Below are 15843 nucleotides of genomic sequence, written 5' to 3'. Positions count from 1 at the left end.
TCACCCCACAACTGACTGACCATCACTGCCTCAATCATCATGCAACAACCCCGACCCATACTCCCCATAACTACTCCCCAACCCACTGCCGCCAAAACTCATCTTGGCCGCCTTGCTCGGGCTATGGTCCCCAAACGCCTGGCATCCCCCCGAAAAACAAGGGTCACCACTCCCGCCCGACGACCCCGTCGAACAAGCGCCCAACAGCAACGTGCCAGCAATCATCACGACTTTAACCAGGTTCGAGATCATGTTTTCAGTTCCCTATGGGCTGGAGGCGCGGGGGTCCTCTCTTGAAGAGGATCGTAGACCTCAAAGGCACTGGGGATTATGAAATTTTGCGGGGTGACAGCATGGGTTCAGGTTGCCGCCTTGGGGTAAGGCGGCGGGGTTGGGGGTCACGTGGTGGCTGGGCTGGCGGCAGGCGCGACTTGCTCTTGGGCGCGGGCGACGAGCAGCGCGCTTAGGTCGATGAGTTGCTGGATGCCGAGGATGATGGCGCGGTGCGGGTCTTCGAGGTCGAAGGCCAAAGTGGCAGCCATTTGGTTGGCGGAATCGAGGTGCTCGGCGGCGTTGGCTAGGAGAGTTTCGGTGTCGATGTTGGGGCTGACTGAGAATAGGTTGCCGGTTGGATGCTCTGCGGGAGCAGTGTCGTCAGATAGGGGCAGGTAATGGTGAATTGCTCGTTGGGCAGCCGTTTGTAGCTTGGCATCGACGGCTGCAGTATTTTGATCGATATGAGGATTGCGTGATTTGTTAGGCATGGGCGAAGCTCCAAATTTTCGGGAGTTAAAACGCCTTAGCAATACGGACTTCCACCTCCGGCCGCTGGGTTTGCAACGGCTGGATGAGGTTAGTGATGGATGATCTGATGGGCAAGCTGAGAAAAGCGTGGGACGATTCCTAGGGTTTATTGTGATCTGACCCCGATATACATTTAGTAAAAATAATTTTATGGCGGAAACTTAGTCCGAGGTGATCAGTCTGTATAAATACTGGCAGGTTGCCAGCCCCATTGATTCGCTCAGGCATGCAAAGCAACTCCGCCCCCCAGACTTGATCAAGGAGTTCGAGACAAACATTCATAAATATCCTTATTTACCATTCAAAAACTTTCGCGCGTGGCCGCGGCATCTAATATCTTTTCCTGTGATATCGAGTTATCTCGAACGGAGCTTTAATGAACCTCAAGACTGCTCTGCTGGGTTCGATTATTCTATTTTCGCCCCTGCATCAAGCCTATGCTGACACGTGCAGTAAGAATATCTATAACGGTTACAACTGCAGATATGACGATGGAACAACGTCTACCAGCAGCGCTAATATTTATGGTGGCGAGAATACCCGCTACAGCGATGGCCGCACATCGCAAAGCAGCGCCAACATTTACGGCGGGCAAGATACTCGCAACAGCGATGGCACTACCTCGCAAAGCACTAGGAACATTTACGACGGGCAGGATACCCGCAACAGCGATGGCACTTCGGCGCGAAGCAGCGGAAACATTTATGGCGGACACGATACTCGCTACAGCGACGGTCGGTCTTCGAGAAGCAGAGCCAATATCTATGGCGGGCAAGATACTGATCATTAGAGTAGATCATTACCGTACTAGCTTGGACATTCACCTCGGAAATTAATAGAGCTCTCCCGGAGGGCCGCTTTGTTGCCCCCTAGCATGTCGCAGCTAGCATTATTGCGACAACGCTGTATTTACTGTCTGCATATCGGTGCAAATCGGTGTTAGACCACGATATTCGACGCAGCGATTGCCTTGAACTCATCGGCGAATGCAAGAGCACAGAACACGCCTCCCCGACACCCTAGACCCATCCCTGATAAACTGCACCCCATTCGCCTCGCTAACTCAGATCCCCCATGCCCCTACAAACCGCCCCACTCTCCCGCCGCTTCTCCGTCGCCCCAATGATGGACTGGACCGACCGCCACTGCCGGTTCTTCCTGCGCCTGCTCTCCAAGCACGCCCTGCTCTACACCGAGATGGTCACCACGGGCGCGATCCTGCATGGCGACCACGAGCGCTTCCTGCGTCACAACGAAGCCGAGCACCCGCTTGCGCTGCAATTGGGCGGTAGCGTGCCTGCTGACCTGGCTGCCTGTGCACGTATGGCTGAGGCTGCCGGTTACGATGAAGTGAACTTGAATGTCGGCTGCCCGAGTGATCGGGTGCAGAACAATATGATCGGCGCGATCCTGATGGCGCACCCTGCACTGGTGGCGGATTGCGTGAAGGCGATGCGGGATGCGGTGTCGATTCCGGTGACGGTGAAGCATCGTATCGGCATCAATGGCCGCGACAGTTATGCCGATCTGTGTGATTTCGTCGGGACGGTGAAGGACGCCGGTTGCACCAGTTTTACCGTGCATGCGCGGATTGCGATTCTGGAGGGGTTGTCGCCGAAGGAGAATCGCGACATTCCGCCGTTGCGGTATGACGTGGCGGCGCAGTTGAAGCGGGATTTCCCTGAACTGGAGATCAATCTCAACGGCGGAATCAAGACGTTGGAGCAGTGCCAGGAGCATTTGCAGGCGTTTGATGGGGTGATGCTGGGGCGGGAGGCTTATCACAATCCGTATCTGTTGGCGGAGGTGGATCAGCGTTTGTTTGGTAGTGAGGCGCCGGTGATTAGCCGGGCGGAGGCGTTGGTGCAGTTGCGGCCTTACATCGCTGAGCACTTGGCCGGTGGTGGGACGATGCATCACATTACTCGGCATGTGTTGGGGTTAGGCACTGGTTTTCCGGGGGCTCGCAAGTTCAGGCAGTTGTTGTCGGTGGATATTCATAAGGCTGCGGATCCGTTGGCGTTGTTGGATCAGGCGGGGGCGTTGTTGGAGGGGCGGTGATTGGTCGAGTGTCAGTTGGTTTAGATGGAGGCTGACACCCCGCTTTCGCGAGCAAGCCCGCTCCCACTTTTTTGCTTGGTGAGTGTCAGGTAGAGGCTCATGAGGTGTAGCGGCGTTATGGCAAGCCAGCTTCCACCTGCTTAGCGGTGATCGCAAGGGCGCGGCAGTTGCTGCCGGCCCTTGCTGCACTGTTGCTTAGTTTTCCGGCACTGTTCCTTTGGGCACCGTTACCCATTGGTCAGTGTCTCGGTTATACCTTTTCCAGTCTTTTTCAGTTCTAACTTTGCGGTAAAGCGTGTTGAATGTTGTGCCGCCGAGTATTTGAAATTGAACTTCACCGCCTGGTGTTTTGCAGTTAACCAACCCCAGAATCGGTGAATTCGGGTTCACTTGAAGTGCATACACGGCGTCTCCAAAGGTTCCGGTGGTGGCGTAGTCCAGTGCAAAACTCACAAACTGGCTTTTTGGCGTGTCGCTGGACTGTAAGGCGAGCAGGCGCATTGTCGTGTAGGTGGCACCGTTAAAACCCAGCGCGTGCAAATCAGGCCCGTCGATGGCCCAGTACTTTTCGGGTGTGCCGCCGTTCTTGAGATATTTGTCCAGGTCGTTCTGAGCCTTGGAATAAATCACCCCGGCCTTGAGCTTCTGGACGTGCCAATTGTTGGTGTCGGCGCTCTCATACGCGCGGTACACCCAGGTGGCAGGCGCGGTCACTCTGGTGTCGGTGATCTTGCCGCCGTAGGATGAGTTCAGTGCATTTTCCTGTTCCAGGGTGCGGCTCCCCATGGGTTTACCTGCCTTGGCGGTATCAATGATGCCACGCATTTCCTGGCTATCGTAACAACCGGCGCTGAGCGCCTGCTGTACCGTCACATCGGCAAATACCGCTGTTGAACAAATAAAACCCAGGGCGGCGAATAGCGTCGATATATTCCGTTTCATTACATCTCTCCTTTGCTTTCAAACTGACGAACACGCAGATTTTAATAGACAAGCACACACGCACTTCGCCGCGGACAGTTATGTCATCAGCTTTTTTATCGGCCTAAGTTAGCGTTTGCCAGTCAGGTATAGCACATGCAAAAACAGCAACAACCAACGTTAGAAAAAATAAACTTTTCACAACTTCAGAACATTGATATTACCTCTATCAACTCGCTTGAAGCCGGTGGCGCAGCTCGTGTGGAGTCAGGTTGAACCTACCTGCGATTTTGCCCTCCTATTGAGCACCACTGCCGGTAATTCAAACGGCCGTTTCCAGGTTATTGCCCTCGCAAACGACCTATCGCATTTGCGCCCTTGAGCGCCTGCCAGCGCTCGGGTAATGTCAACAGACCCACAGGACAGAGCACGCCCATGACTTCCAAGCTGGAACAACTCAAGCAATTCACCACCGTCGTAGCCGATACCGGCGATTTCTCCACCCTCGCCAAGCTCAAGCCGCAAGACGCCACCACCAACCCTTCCCTGCTGCTCAAGGCCGCTTCGATCCCAGGCTATGCCAAGCTGCTGGATGAGTGCGTTAAGGACTGTAACGGCGACGTGGGCCTGGCCAGCGACCGTTTTGCGGTGGCGGTAGGTCAAGAAATTCTGAAAGTCGTACCGGGCCGTATTTCCACTGAGGTGGATGCCCGTCTGTCGTTCGACGAAGCGGCCATTCTCAAGCGTGCTCACCGCCTGATCGACCTGTATGACAAGGCTGGCGTTGGCCGCGACCGCGTGCTGATCAAGATCGCCTCCACCTGGGAAGGCATCCGCGCAGCGGAGAAGCTGGAAAAAGAAGGCATTCAAACCAACCTGACCCTGCTGTTCTCGTTTGCCCAGGCAGTGGCTTGTGCTGAAGCAGGCGTGTTCCTGATTTCGCCGTTCGTGGGCCGTATCTACGATTGGTACAAGAAGGCCAACGGTAACGACTACACCGGCTCCGATGATCCGGGCGTGCAGTCGGTGACGCGCATCTACAACTACTACAAGGCCAATGGCTATAAGACTGTGGTGATGGGTGCGAGCTTCCGTAACCTGAGCCAGATCGAAGAGTTGGCCGGGTGTGATCGCCTGACCATCAGCCCGGACCTGCTGGAGAAGCTGGCAGCGGATGAAGGCAAGCTGGAGCGTAAGCTGTCGCCAGGGCATGCCGGCGAAGCGCGGGTGCATTTGACTGAAGCGCAGTTCCGTTGGGAGTCCAACGAGGATGCGATGGCGACTGAGAAGCTGGCAGAGGGGATTCGTCAGTTTGCTCGGGATCAGGAGAAGCTGGAGGCGTTGTTGACTGCCAAGTTGTAAGGCAGTCGGCGACAAAAAGGGCGGCACCCTCGCGGGTGCCGCCCTTTTTTGTGCCTTTCGCCGAGCGCAAGCCGAGCTCAGTTCCACTGTGGGAGGGGGCTTGCTCCCGATTGCAGAGTCTCAGGCAATGCATTCATCACTGACACACCGTCATCGGGAGCAAGCCCCCTCCCACATTTGGATTGGGTTTCAACTGGAGGTTAGTGGCGTTCCAGGGCGTTGACCAGGTCGTGGAAGGCTTCGCGGTTGGACTCGTTCAGGCCCATCAGGATTTTGTGCGCTTCCAGCACCTTGATCCGTACAATTTCCTCGGACTGGTCTTGCGACGGCAGGTCGGTGAGGCACTCCGGGCACGGGATCGGGCGGTCAACGATGTTGAACACTTGATCAAAACCCATGGACTGCAACAGACGGGTGATGTCTTCGTGGGTGGTGACCACAGTCGGCAACAGGCCAACCTTCTGCCGCGACAGAATGGACAACTTGGCCAGCAGGCCGAGGGTGGTGCTGTCGATGCTACGGGTTTCGGTCAGATCGATCACGATCGCCGAGAAATTCAGGGCGGTGAAAATCCGCTCAATCGTTGCATCCAGCGCCGAACACAAGGTCAGGCGCACTTCACCGACAAACTTCAGGACGAAGGTCCCGTCTTGCTCGGCGAATTGGATTCTTCCGGTACTCATCAAAGATTCCTGCTCAACACCATTAGGGCGATATCATCCGGCATCTCCCCTAGCGTGGCCAATCCAAAAACCTGCCGCAGGCCATCCAGGCTGCCGCCCGCCGACTTGACCTTTTGGGGCAAAGCGGCTTCTTTCTCCTTGAGTGTAGGTTCTGGAAGCAGGTCCAGGATACCGTCCGACATCAGCGTAAGGCTGAAGGTCGGCGGCAGTTCCAGGATGTGGTCTTCGTAGGTGGCTTCATTAAACAAGCCCACCGGCAGACCACGGCCTTCCAAGTAACGCACACTGTCAGGAGTGTATAACACCGGCATCGGCAGGTGACCGCCGATGCTGTAGGTCAAAAGACCGGTTTCTTCATCAATCACGCCGCCGACCATCGTCACGTGCTTGCCCAGCTTACAGCTGATCAGGCCGCGGTTGATGTGGCCCAGCACCTCGGAGGGGGTGAACTCCGGCAAGGTGCCATTGCGCTTGGATTCGAACAACAGCCGTGTGGTCATAAACTTCAACAACACGGTGACAAAAGCAGAAGAAGCGCCGTGGCCGGATACGTCCGCCAAGTAGAACGCCACGCGCCGCTCATCGACGCGGAAATAATCAACAAAATCACCCGACAGGTACAGCGACGGGATGATCTGGTGAGCGAACTTAAACTCGTCGATGCTCCAGGGGCTGACCGGCAGCATGTTCATCTGCACCTGGCGACCGGCGTTCTGGTCTTCCTGGAGCAGGTTGAGGCTGGCTTCGAGTTCGCGGTTGGCGGTTTCAAGCTTTTCGCGGTAGCGCTGGTTTTCCAGCAGCAGGCGGGCACGGTCCAGCGCGCGGCGCACCGAGTGCTCCAGCACGGCCAGGTCTTCCAGGGGTTTGATCAGGTAATCGGCGGCGCCCAGGCGCAAGGCCTCGACGGCATCGTTCATCACACCGGCACCGGACACAACAATCACCGGCGTCTGCGGGGCAAGCTCAGTCACCTGGCGGATCAGCTCGAGGCCGCCCATCTGGGGCATGCGCAGGTCGCAGATCACAAGGTCGGGCTTGTCGCGCTCGAATACCTGGAGACCCTGTTGGCCATTGCTGGCCTGCAGGACGCTGAAGCCACTGTCTTCCAAATAGGCCGCGAGGCTCGCGCGCACTACTTCGTCGTCATCGATTATCAGCAACGTGGCACTGGTTTTTGGCATGTGGGCAAACGGCGCCAGAATTAGGTTGGCGTAGGCGGCGCGGCAATGGCCGGGCTCGCGTACTGGATTCGCTTTCTAGCCTCTCTGTCCTACAAAGTGCGGGTTTTTTGCCCACGCACAACGGTAAAGCAGAGGTGCCCTTCTAAGGCGCAGACGGTACTCCCATCCGTCAGGGGTTTCAAGCTCATGCCGATGGTCGCCGAGCGTCTTTACACCGCAAATCACAGGGAGTTATAAGAACACCCACGACCACAACACAAAGTAAGGATGGAACCCGTGAGCGAACACGAGCGCGACTACGCCGAAAAACGCGATTTCATCCGCATGCGAGTGGATGCCGATGTGTCGTTAATCCACGCAGGGCAGGAGATTGCCGGGGTCTGCGTGGACCTTTCCAGCTCAGGCATGCAGGTCCAGGCGCCGCGCCAGTTTCAGGTGGGCGACCAACTGACCGTGAGGATCGATTCAGATCACGCCGCTCTCAAGGGCCTGGAAGCAGATACCGAAGTGGTATGGACCAAGGCCACGGATACAGATCAGCAATTGGGCCTCAAAATCTTGAAAATGCGCTGAAACGGCGCACAAAAAAAGGCGACCACTCGGGTCGCCTTTTTTCGTTTCAAAACGTCACAGCTTAAAAGTCGTCGACGACCTTGCCGTCTTTGACCTTGAACTCACGGTTCTGCAGGTAAGCGTTACGGATGAAGGTGTACTTGTCACCGGTGATCAGCTTCTCGCTTTCGAGCAGGCTGGCGCGGGTGTCGACGATGTTCAGGCCGAAGGTGCTATTACGCCAGCCGATGTCGTTCATGTAGCGGTACGGTTGGGTGTAGCTGTCGACGTACTTGGACGGCGCATCACGCAAGGTGCTTGGGCCCAACAGCGGCAGCATCACGTAAGGACCGCTGCCGACGCCCCAGTAACCGAGGGTCTGGCCGAAGTCTTCATCGCTGCGTTGCAGCCCCATTTTGGTGCCGACATCAATAAAGCCCAGCACGCCAAAGGTGGTGTTCATCAGCAAGCGGGCGGTGTCCACACCGGCGGCGTGCGGCTTGAGTTGCAGCACGTTGTTGGCCAGGTTGCCAACATCGCCGATGTTGCGGAAGAAGTTGTGCACGCCGTCTTGCACAAATTGCGGGGTGACAAACTGATAACCCTGGGCCAGCGGCTTGAGCGCGTAGGTATCAACGGTGTCGTTGAAGGTGAAAATCGGGCGGTTGACGCTCTCCCATGGATCGTCTTCCGACGCCGCCTGGGCCGCAAACGGGGCCAACAGGACAGTGGCACACACAGATAGCTGAGCGAAGTACTGGCTCCAGCGCATAGCTTTTGCTCCTTGAATGGTCTGTCATGGGCGCTATGCCCTGAATAAGGATGCCAGTATATGACGGAAGTGTTGGTTTAGGCAGCTACGAGGAAACGACATACGAAAAATGCACAAAATTCCTACAATTACCCGTCAGTGTCATGCGCTTGTCATCCAGCCTCGATAGCGTCATTGCTATTTCAGGGATGTAGAAATGCCTCACGCCGAGATTGCCGCCGCCAATGCCCCCTCCTTGACTGCCGTACTCTTTGGCCTGAGTGGCTGCCTGGTGGATTTTGGTTCCCAGGCACGCACCGATTCGCCCGCCCTGGACTCCCACGCCACGCCGGGCGCGCTGAAAATCCTGCGCAGCCTTAAAGACCAAGGCGTGCCCTGCGCCTGGCTGGACGAGCTGCCGCCCTCGGTCACCACCCCGCTGGCTGCCGCGCTGCCCGACTGGATCAAGGCCGCCTCGCCCTCCTCCATCCGCTGGCCCGCGCCGCATGCGTGCTGGCAGGCCTTGATGGAGCTGAATATCGAACGCCTGGAAGGCTGCGTACTGGTCAGCGGCGAGCCGCGCTTGCTGCAAGCGGGCCTGAATGCCGGGTTGTGGACCATTGGCCTGGCGTCCTGCGGTTCGCTGTGTGGCCTGGCGCCCGAGCAATGGCAGGCGCTGACCGAGCAACAACGCGAGTACAAGCGCGGCAAGGCCACGGTGGCGCTGTATGGGCTGGGCGTGCACTCGGTGATCGATCACCTCGGTGAGCTCGGCACCTGCCTGGCCGACATCAGCCTGCGCCAGCTCAAAGGTGAGAAGCCCTGATCGAGATCATGCACTGAGGGCGCCGGTGGATTAATCTACAGGTCAGTCCGTAGACCTTTCGCGACGTGCCGCGGTCTATGCCAGTGCCTATCGATAAAAGGAAGAACGCCATGCCTGCCCGCGAAAAACTGCAAGAACAGGTCACCATCCTGCGCGAGCAATTGAACCAGGAGCCACCACTGCCACCCGAAAAGCGTGAGGCGCTGGAAGAATTGATTGCGAAGTTTGAAGTGCAACTTGAGTTGGAACCCGCCACCCAATCCCCGAGTATCGCTGACGATGTGAATCGCGCGGTGGAAGGCTTCGAACTGGATCACCCAGGTATTGCGGGGACGCTGCGCAATATCGTGATCACCTTGGGCAATATCGGGATCTAACCCAAGCTCAAGCCAAACGCAGAACCAAAATGTGGGAGCGGGCTTGCCTGCTCCCACATTTTTTTGTGTGAAGGCTACTGACGGGCCAGTCGCAGGTTTTGGAACTGCACATCTTCCGTGCTGCGGTACGGGTTGATATCCAACCCACCCCGGCGCACATAGCGCGCATACACCGTCAGTTTCTGCGGCTTTAGCAAGCGCTGCAGGTCGAGAAAAATCCGTTCCACACACTGTTCATGGAAGTCGGAGTGCTGGCGAAAGCTCACCAGGTATTCCAGCAGGCTGGCGTGGTCCAGCGCCGAACCACGGTATTGCACCGCCACGCTGCCCCAATCGGGCTGACTGGTGACCGGGCAGTTGGATTTGAGCAAGTGGCTGTGCACGCTCTCCTCGACAATGCGCGAGTCATCGCAGCGCAGCAGTTCCGGGCGCGGGTGCTCGTAGTTGCTGACGCTGATGTCCAACTCGTCAATGCATACGCCTGGCAGCGCCTGCACACCTTCGGCTTCAACCTCGGCCAGACGGCGGATGCGCACGCTCACCGGCTTGCCGGCGGCGGCGCTAAGGTCGGTGCGCAAGGTCGCTTCCAGGCTGGCCGTATCGGCAAACGCGGTCTGGTTCAACGAGTTGAGGTAGAGCTTGAAGGACTTGGACTCGATGATGTTCGGCGAGTCGGCCGGGATGCTGAATTCACCGATGGCCACCACCGGCTTGCCCGACGGCAGCAGCCAGGACAATTCGAAGCAGTTCCAGAAATCCACGCCTTTATACGGCAGTGTTTCGGCACTCAGGCCCAGCTCGGCCCACTTGGCGGCGCGAGGGATCGGGAACAACAACGATGGGGTGTAGGTGCTGATGTATTCACTGGACTTGCCCAGCGGCGAATGTTCGGCTGCGGGATGCATGGCGGAAACCTGGCTAAATAAACCGCGCCAGTCTACCAGCCTTTGCTCGCACCCTTAAGAAACGCCTCACTCAACGGTCAGCTTGCCGACCATACCGGCCTGATAATGCCCAGGGAGGTTGCAGGCAAACTCCAGGCCCGTGGCTTTGGTGAAGGTCCAGGTCAGCTCTGCAGTCTGGCCGGGCTCGACCAACACGCTGTTGGGATCGTCATGTTTCATGCCACTCATGTCGCCGTGGCCCATAGTGCTGTGGTCCATCTTGCCCAGGCCGGTGGCCGTGAGCATGCCACTGGCCTGCATCTTTAACATTTCCTTCTGGTGTTCGGCATGCATCGCCGCGTCGCCCAGGTTGAATTCGTGGAGCAACTGGCCTCTGTTGACCAGTACAAAGCGCACGGTATCACCGGCTTTTACGTCGATCGACTTGGGCGAAAAGGAAATATCCTGCAGCACCACTTCCACGGTGCGCGTGGCTTTGTCGGCAGCCGCCGGCTGGCCAAAGGCGAAGGTGTGGGCCGTGTCAGCCACAGCAGCAAAACTCAATGCCAACAGACCGCCCGCCAATATCTGAGGTGTACGCAACGCCATCTCAATTCTCCAAACGTGTGTGAACAGCTTCGCCAGCACTCTAAGATGGCGCCGCTACCAGCCAACTTACTGCTAGATTACAACGCTGAACGTGGGAACGAGCACGTCAGGAATACCTGAGTGCATGCGCCGGCTCAATCTTCGCCGCCCGATACGCCGGGTAAACAGTCGCCAAAAAGCTCAACACAAACCCAGCCGTGCAAATCAGCAGCACATCGCCGCCTTGCAGCTCCGAAGGCAGGTTGCTGACGAAGTACACATCCGAACTGAAGATATGCTGCCCGCTCACGCGCTCCAGCCAGCCCACCAGCTCACTCACGTTGAGCGCCGCAATCACACCCAACACGCCGCCGATCAAGGTGCCGACAATACCAATCACCGTGCCCTGCACCATGAAGATCGCCATGATCTGGCGTGGCGTTGCGCCGATGGTACGCAAGATCGCGATGTCCGCGCCTTTGTCATTCACCACCATAATCAAGGTGGCGATGATGTTGAACGCGGCAACGGCGACGATCATCAGCAGCAACAGACCGATCATGGTCTTTTCCATCTTCATGGCGCTGAACAGGCTGCCCTGAGTGTGGGTCCAGTCATCGGGCTTGTAGGCCGCACCGAGGCTGGCGGCGATGTCCGCCGAGACTTTGGGCGCCGCATACAGGTCTTTCACCGCCAGGCGCACGCTTTGCACCTGGTTCGGCTGCCAATGCTGTATTTCGGCGGCGTCGGCCATGTTGATCAAGGCCATGGAGCCATCCAGCTCGGCGCCGACCTTGAAGATACCGACCACGTTCAAGCGCTGCATACGCGGGGTGATGCCGCCCGGCGCGCTGCTGATTTCCGGGACGATCAGGGTGAGCTTGTCGCCCACATTCAGGCGAAAGCGCCGTGCGGTGATATCGCCGATGACCACGCCGAACTCGCCGGCCTTCAGGTCTTCCAGTTTACCGCGCACGATGTGCTGGGCCACGATCGAGACCTTGCCTTCCTGGGCCGGGTCGACGCCGCTGATTTCGATCGGCTGCATCGCACCCTTGTAGGAGAACATGCCGTCCATCTGTGTGAACGGTACAGCGGCGGTGACTTCCGGGTTCTTCATCGCCGCAGCGGCCACGGGCTGCCAGTCATCAATCGGGTTCACGCCAACGATGGTCGCGTGGGGCACCATGCCGAGAATCCGCGTGCTCATTTCGCGCTGGAAGCCGTTCATCACCGACAGCACCACGATCATCGCCAGCACGCCGAGGGCGAGGCCGATCATCGAGGTCATCGAGATAAACGAGACAAAACGGTTGCGGCGCTTGGCGCGGGTATAGCGCGTGCCGATGAAAATCGATAACGGTCTGAACATTCGCGGGCACCGTTTAAAAAAATGAAAAAGCCCAGCGCCAGGCGCCGGGCTTGAAACGGGTCAGATGGCGACCAAGTGACCTTCTTGCAGGTGCAGCACACGGTCCATCTGGCGGGCCATGCTCATGTCATGGGTCACCACCAGGAACGCTGTGCGCATCTGGGTGCTCAGTTCCAGCATCAAGTCCTTGATACCCTGGGCGGTGTGGGCGTCGAGGTTGCCGGTTGGCTCATCGAGCATCACCAACCCAGGGTTGTTCACCAAGGCGCGGGCAATTGCCACACGCTGGCGCTCGCCGCCGGACAGCTCAGCGGGCTTGTGCTCCAGGCGATGACCGAGGCCGACACGCTCCAATAGGGCTTTGGCACGCTGGCGCGCTTGCGGGATCGCGGTCTTGCCGATCAACAGCGGCATGCACACGTTTTCCAGCGCGGTGAATTCCGCCAGCAGGTGGTGAAACTGGTACACAAAGCCCAACGAACGGTTGCGCAGTTGGCCGCGCGCCTTCTCACCGAGGGCCGAGAGTTCTTCGCCGGCCAGCCATACGCTGCCCTGGGACGGCGTATCCAGGCCACCCAATAGGTTGAGCAAGGTACTTTTGCCGGAACCGGAACTGCCGACGATCGCCACGCGCTCGCCCGGGTGCAGCTCAAGCTGCAGGTTGGACAACACCACCACCGATTCCGGACCTTCCTCGTAGGATTTGCCCAGATTGCGGCAGCTCAGGATTGCTTTTTCACTCATGCCCGATTCACTCATAACGTAAGGCCTGTGCTGGCTGGGTACGTGCCGCGCGCCAGGCTGGATACAGGGTGGCAAGGAAACTCAGAACCAACGCAGCGCCGCCCACCATCAGCACGTCCTGGGCCTGAACCTGGGACGGCAAATAGTCGATGAAGTAGACGTCGGCGTTGAGAAACTTGTGGCCGAGGACTTTTTCCAGCGCGGCGATGGCAGCGCTGACGTTCAGCGCGGCGAGGATGCCGACCGCAGTGCCGATCAGGGTGCCGACCACGCCGATCACGGTGCCCTGCACCATGAAGATCGCCATGATCTGCCCCGGCGTGGCGCCAAGGGTGCGCAGGATGGCGATGTCGCCCTTCTTGTCGTTCACCACCATCACCAAGGTGGAGATGATGTTGAACGCCGCCACGGCCACGATCAGCAGCAGCAACAGGCCAATCATGGCTTTTTCCATGCGGATGGCCTGGTAGAGGTTGCCGTGGGTGCGAGTCCAGTCGCGGGCGTAGTACTGGGATTCACCCAAATGCTGGGCGATTTCCCAGGCGCCGCGCGGTGCGTCGAACAGGTCGTTGAACTTCAGGCGCAGGCCCTGCACCTGATCCGGCTTCCAGCGATGCAGGCGCGCGAGGTCGGTGAGGTTGGTCAAGCCAAGGTAGCCGTCGATCTCGCCGGCGCCGACGTGGAAAGTGCCGACCACGATGAAGCGCTTCATGCGCGGGAACATGCCGGCCGGGGTCACGGTGACTTCCGGGGCGACGAAGGTCAGCTTGTCGCCGATGCCCACGCCGAGCTTGGCCGCGGCCTTGTCACCGATCACGATGCCGAAGCTTCCGGGCGCCAACTCGTCGAGTTTGCCCTGCAACATGAACTTGTCGATGATCGACACGTTACGTTCCTGAGCCGGATCGATGCCATTGAGCAGGATTTTCTGCACCTTGCCGTCGTTGGTCAGCAACCCCTGCATCTGGGTAAACGGCGCAACGGCCACCACCTTGGGGTTCTGCTTGACCTTGTCGGCCAGGCTAGGCCAGTCGCTGATGGGCGAATCGCCCTCAATGGTCGCGTGGGGCACCATGCCCAGCACGCGCGTGCGCATCTCATGATCGAAGCCGTTCATCACCGACAGCACCACGATCATCACGACTACGCCCAAGGCGAGCCCGATCATCGAGGTCAGGGAAATGAACGACACAAAATGATTGCGACGCTTTGCACGGGTATAACGCGTGCCGATAAATACGAAGAGAGGTCTGAACATGTCGGGGCTTGTTCGGAGGAAAAGAAGACGTCCCGGTGGCGGGGTCAGGTAAGCAGCTTTACACTCTGACCATTACCGCTACTTTGGGTTCGCCATGTCGACATTAGATGAAGAAGAACGCCGCGAATACTACCGTATCGACGACATGATCGCACTTCAAATCAGCACACTGTCTGCCCCGGAAGCGGCGAGCAAGGAAGTGTTGCTGGATGATTCGCCGCTATTCAACCTGCTCAGCGAATTACACCTCAGCGAATTCGAAGCCCAGCACCTGCTGCGCCAGATCAACGAGAAAGATCGCAGCCTGGCCGCCTTCCTCAAAGTCCAGAACAAACGTGTGGACCTGCTCAGCCAGATCATGGCGCGCGGCCTGCTGGATGAGGTGGGCGCACCGCAGCCGGTGATCATTTCCGAAGGTGGTATCGACTTCAAGCACCCCACGCCCCTGACGCCCGATACGCACCTGGCGGTCAAGCTGGTATTAATGCCCCAAGCGCTCGGCCTGTTGCTGCGAGCCCGCGTCACCCATTGCGCCCCCAAGGGCGATGGCTTTGACGTGGGCACGGAGTTCGAATCCATGACCGACACCCAGCGCCAGCTGCTGGCGCGCTACATTCTGCAGAAACAAGCCCAGGAACGACGCCTGGCACGCGAACAAAGCGACGCCCAGGACACTTGAATCTCGTATGACCCCGCCGGGCTATCTGGCGCAAAGGAGCAACTGTGACCCTGATTTACGGCCACCGCGGTGCCAAAGGCGAAGCACCGGAAAACACCCTGACCAGCTTTCAGGAATGCCTCAAGCACGGTGTACGCCGCTGCGAATTGGATTTGCACCTGTCCATGGACGGCGAGTTGATGGTGATCCACGACCCGACCCTCAAGCGCACCGCCGATCGGCGTGGAAAAGTCGTCGAGTATTCGGCGGCAGACTTGGTGAAGATGGACGCGCGCAAAGGCGGCCCGGGCTGGGTTCAGCCATGCCCGATCCCACGCCTGGAAGAATTGTTCGAGAAATGCGACTTCGACCACTGGCAGTTGGAAGTCAAAAGCGCCTCGCGCACCCGCGCTGCGACTACCGTGCTGGCCATTCGTGAGATGGCCGTACGTTTCGGACTGATGGACAAGGTCACCGTGACCTCAAGCTCGCGGGAAGTGCTGAAGGCGGCGGTTGAACTCACCCCGGACCTGTCACGCGGCCTGGTGGCCGAATACGCCTGGCTCGACCCGTTGAAGGTCGCGCGAAACTACGGCTGTGAATACTTGGCGTTGAACTGGACGTTGTGCACCCCCGAGCGTCTGGAAAAAGCCCAGCGCCAGGGTTTGCACGTGTCGGTGTGGACAGTCAACGAACCTGCGTTGATGCGCAGGCTCGCCGACTTCGGCGTAGATAGCCTGATTACAGACTTTCCCGGTTTGGCCACTGCCACGCTCGAGAATTACTGAAATCGGTCTCCCCGGCCGGCTCAGGCCACCGGC

General features: G+C 58.3%; 19 protein-coding genes. 8 read left to right on the top strand and 11 right to left on the bottom strand.

Annotated features, from left to right (window positions below):
- Window positions 1–30 precede the first annotated feature (30 nt).
- Window positions 31–252 (bottom strand): hypothetical protein, encoded by a 222-nt coding sequence (locus tag FW764_RS11245; protein WP_094952876.1) that lies wholly within the window; start codon window positions 250–252, stop codon window positions 31–33.
- Between the two features lie 146 nt (window positions 253–398).
- On the bottom strand, window positions 399–764 hold the full coding sequence (locus FW764_RS11240; RefSeq protein ID WP_446433995.1) for a DUF6124 family protein: 366 nt from the start codon (window positions 762–764) through the stop codon (window positions 399–401).
- 416 nt (window positions 765–1180) lie between these two features.
- Between FW764_RS11240 and FW764_RS11235 the strand changes: the two genes are divergently transcribed.
- A complete protein-coding gene (locus tag FW764_RS11235) occupies window positions 1181–1594 on the top strand; it encodes a hypothetical protein (RefSeq protein ID WP_446433994.1) in 414 nt (137 codons plus the stop codon).
- 284 nt (window positions 1595–1878) lie between these two features.
- Window positions 1879–2865 (top strand): tRNA dihydrouridine(20/20a) synthase DusA, encoded by a 987-nt coding sequence (dusA, locus tag FW764_RS11230; protein ID WP_446433993.1) that lies wholly within the window; start codon window positions 1879–1881, stop codon window positions 2863–2865.
- Between the two features lie 195 nt (window positions 2866–3060).
- Here dusA and FW764_RS11225 read toward each other — a convergent pair whose 3' ends face one another.
- Window positions 3061–3807: a hypothetical protein gene (locus FW764_RS11225; protein WP_446433992.1), complete on the bottom strand. Its 747-nt coding sequence runs from the start codon at window positions 3805–3807 to the stop codon at window positions 3061–3063.
- A 414-nt stretch (window positions 3808–4221) separates the two neighbouring features.
- On the opposite strand from FW764_RS11225, the gene tal reads away from it, so the two are divergent.
- The gene (tal, locus tag FW764_RS11220; protein WP_053255063.1) at window positions 4222–5148 is read left to right on the top strand and encodes a transaldolase; all 927 of its coding nucleotides are present in this window, start codon (window positions 4222–4224) and stop codon (window positions 5146–5148) included.
- A gap of 200 nt (window positions 5149–5348) precedes the next feature.
- On the opposite strand, the gene rssC is transcribed toward tal, so the two are convergent.
- Together rssC and rssB are read right to left on the bottom strand one after the other, a co-directional pair.
- Window positions 5349–5831: an anti-sigma factor antagonist RssC gene (gene rssC, locus FW764_RS11215; RefSeq protein WP_017848891.1), complete on the bottom strand. Its 483-nt coding sequence runs from the start codon at window positions 5829–5831 to the stop codon at window positions 5349–5351.
- Complete coding sequence (gene rssB, locus FW764_RS11210) at window positions 5831–7012, bottom strand: two-component system response regulator RssB (protein ID WP_446433991.1); 1182 nt, start codon at window positions 7010–7012, stop codon at window positions 5831–5833. Before rssB ends, rssC begins: the two co-directional genes overlap by 1 nt.
- Window positions 7013–7288: 276 nt before the next feature.
- On the opposite strand from rssB, the gene FW764_RS11205 reads away from it, so the two are divergent.
- Window positions 7289–7585 carry a PilZ domain-containing protein gene (locus FW764_RS11205; protein ID WP_094953085.1) on the top strand — a complete coding sequence of 99 codons (297 nt, stop codon included), beginning with the start codon at window positions 7289–7291 and terminating at the stop codon, window positions 7583–7585.
- A gap of 61 nt (window positions 7586–7646) precedes the next feature.
- On the opposite strand, the gene FW764_RS11200 is transcribed toward FW764_RS11205, so the two are convergent.
- A complete protein-coding gene (locus tag FW764_RS11200; RefSeq protein WP_083359538.1) occupies window positions 7647–8336 on the bottom strand; it encodes an MlaA family lipoprotein in 690 nt (229 codons plus the stop codon).
- A gap of 196 nt (window positions 8337–8532) precedes the next feature.
- On the opposite strand from FW764_RS11200, the gene FW764_RS11195 reads away from it, so the two are divergent.
- Together FW764_RS11195 and FW764_RS11190 are read left to right on the top strand one after the other, a co-directional pair.
- Entirely contained in the window at window positions 8533–9141 is a 609-nt protein-coding gene (locus FW764_RS11195) for an HAD family phosphatase (protein ID WP_446433990.1), read from the top strand.
- A gap of 110 nt (window positions 9142–9251) precedes the next feature.
- Window positions 9252–9518 (top strand): DUF4404 family protein, encoded by a 267-nt coding sequence (locus tag FW764_RS11190; protein ID WP_094953082.1) that lies wholly within the window; start codon window positions 9252–9254, stop codon window positions 9516–9518.
- 74 nt (window positions 9519–9592) lie between these two features.
- Here the strand turns inward: FW764_RS11190 and queF are convergent, their stop codons facing one another.
- From queF to FW764_RS11165, 5 genes are all read right to left on the bottom strand, one after another.
- Window positions 9593–10423 (bottom strand): NADPH-dependent 7-cyano-7-deazaguanine reductase QueF, encoded by an 831-nt coding sequence (gene queF, locus FW764_RS11185; RefSeq protein WP_446433989.1) that lies wholly within the window; start codon window positions 10421–10423, stop codon window positions 9593–9595.
- Window positions 10424–10489: 66 nt separating this feature from the next.
- Entirely contained in the window at window positions 10490–11011 is a 522-nt protein-coding gene (copI, locus tag FW764_RS11180; protein WP_446433988.1) for a copper-resistant cuproprotein CopI, read from the bottom strand.
- 106 nt (window positions 11012–11117) lie between these two features.
- Window positions 11118–12362 carry a lipoprotein-releasing ABC transporter permease subunit gene (locus FW764_RS11175; RefSeq protein WP_446433987.1) on the bottom strand — a complete coding sequence of 415 codons (1245 nt, stop codon included), beginning with the start codon at window positions 12360–12362 and terminating at the stop codon, window positions 11118–11120.
- Window positions 12363–12422: 60 nt separating this feature from the next.
- A complete protein-coding gene (gene lolD / locus FW764_RS11170; RefSeq protein ID WP_165447631.1) occupies window positions 12423–13106 on the bottom strand; it encodes a lipoprotein-releasing ABC transporter ATP-binding protein LolD in 684 nt (227 codons plus the stop codon).
- A gap of 7 nt (window positions 13107–13113) precedes the next feature.
- On the bottom strand, window positions 13114–14364 hold the full coding sequence (locus tag FW764_RS11165) for a lipoprotein-releasing ABC transporter permease subunit (RefSeq protein ID WP_446433986.1): 1251 nt from the start codon (window positions 14362–14364) through the stop codon (window positions 13114–13116).
- 94 nt (window positions 14365–14458) lie between these two features.
- On the opposite strand from FW764_RS11165, the gene FW764_RS11160 reads away from it, so the two are divergent.
- Together FW764_RS11160 and FW764_RS11155 are read left to right on the top strand one after the other, a co-directional pair.
- Window positions 14459–15043, top strand: a complete 585-nt coding sequence (locus FW764_RS11160; protein WP_446433985.1) for a PilZ domain-containing protein — start codon at window positions 14459–14461, stop codon at window positions 15041–15043.
- A 44-nt stretch (window positions 15044–15087) separates the two neighbouring features.
- The gene (locus tag FW764_RS11155; protein WP_446433984.1) at window positions 15088–15810 is read left to right on the top strand and encodes a glycerophosphodiester phosphodiesterase; all 723 of its coding nucleotides are present in this window, start codon (window positions 15088–15090) and stop codon (window positions 15808–15810) included.
- Window positions 15811–15843: the final 33 nt, after the last annotated feature.

This window comes from Pseudomonas sp. 1152_12 (genome assembly GCF_052850675.1).
The sequence above is the reverse complement of the archived record's forward strand: the minus strand, read 5'-3'. Positions and strand labels throughout refer to the sequence as shown.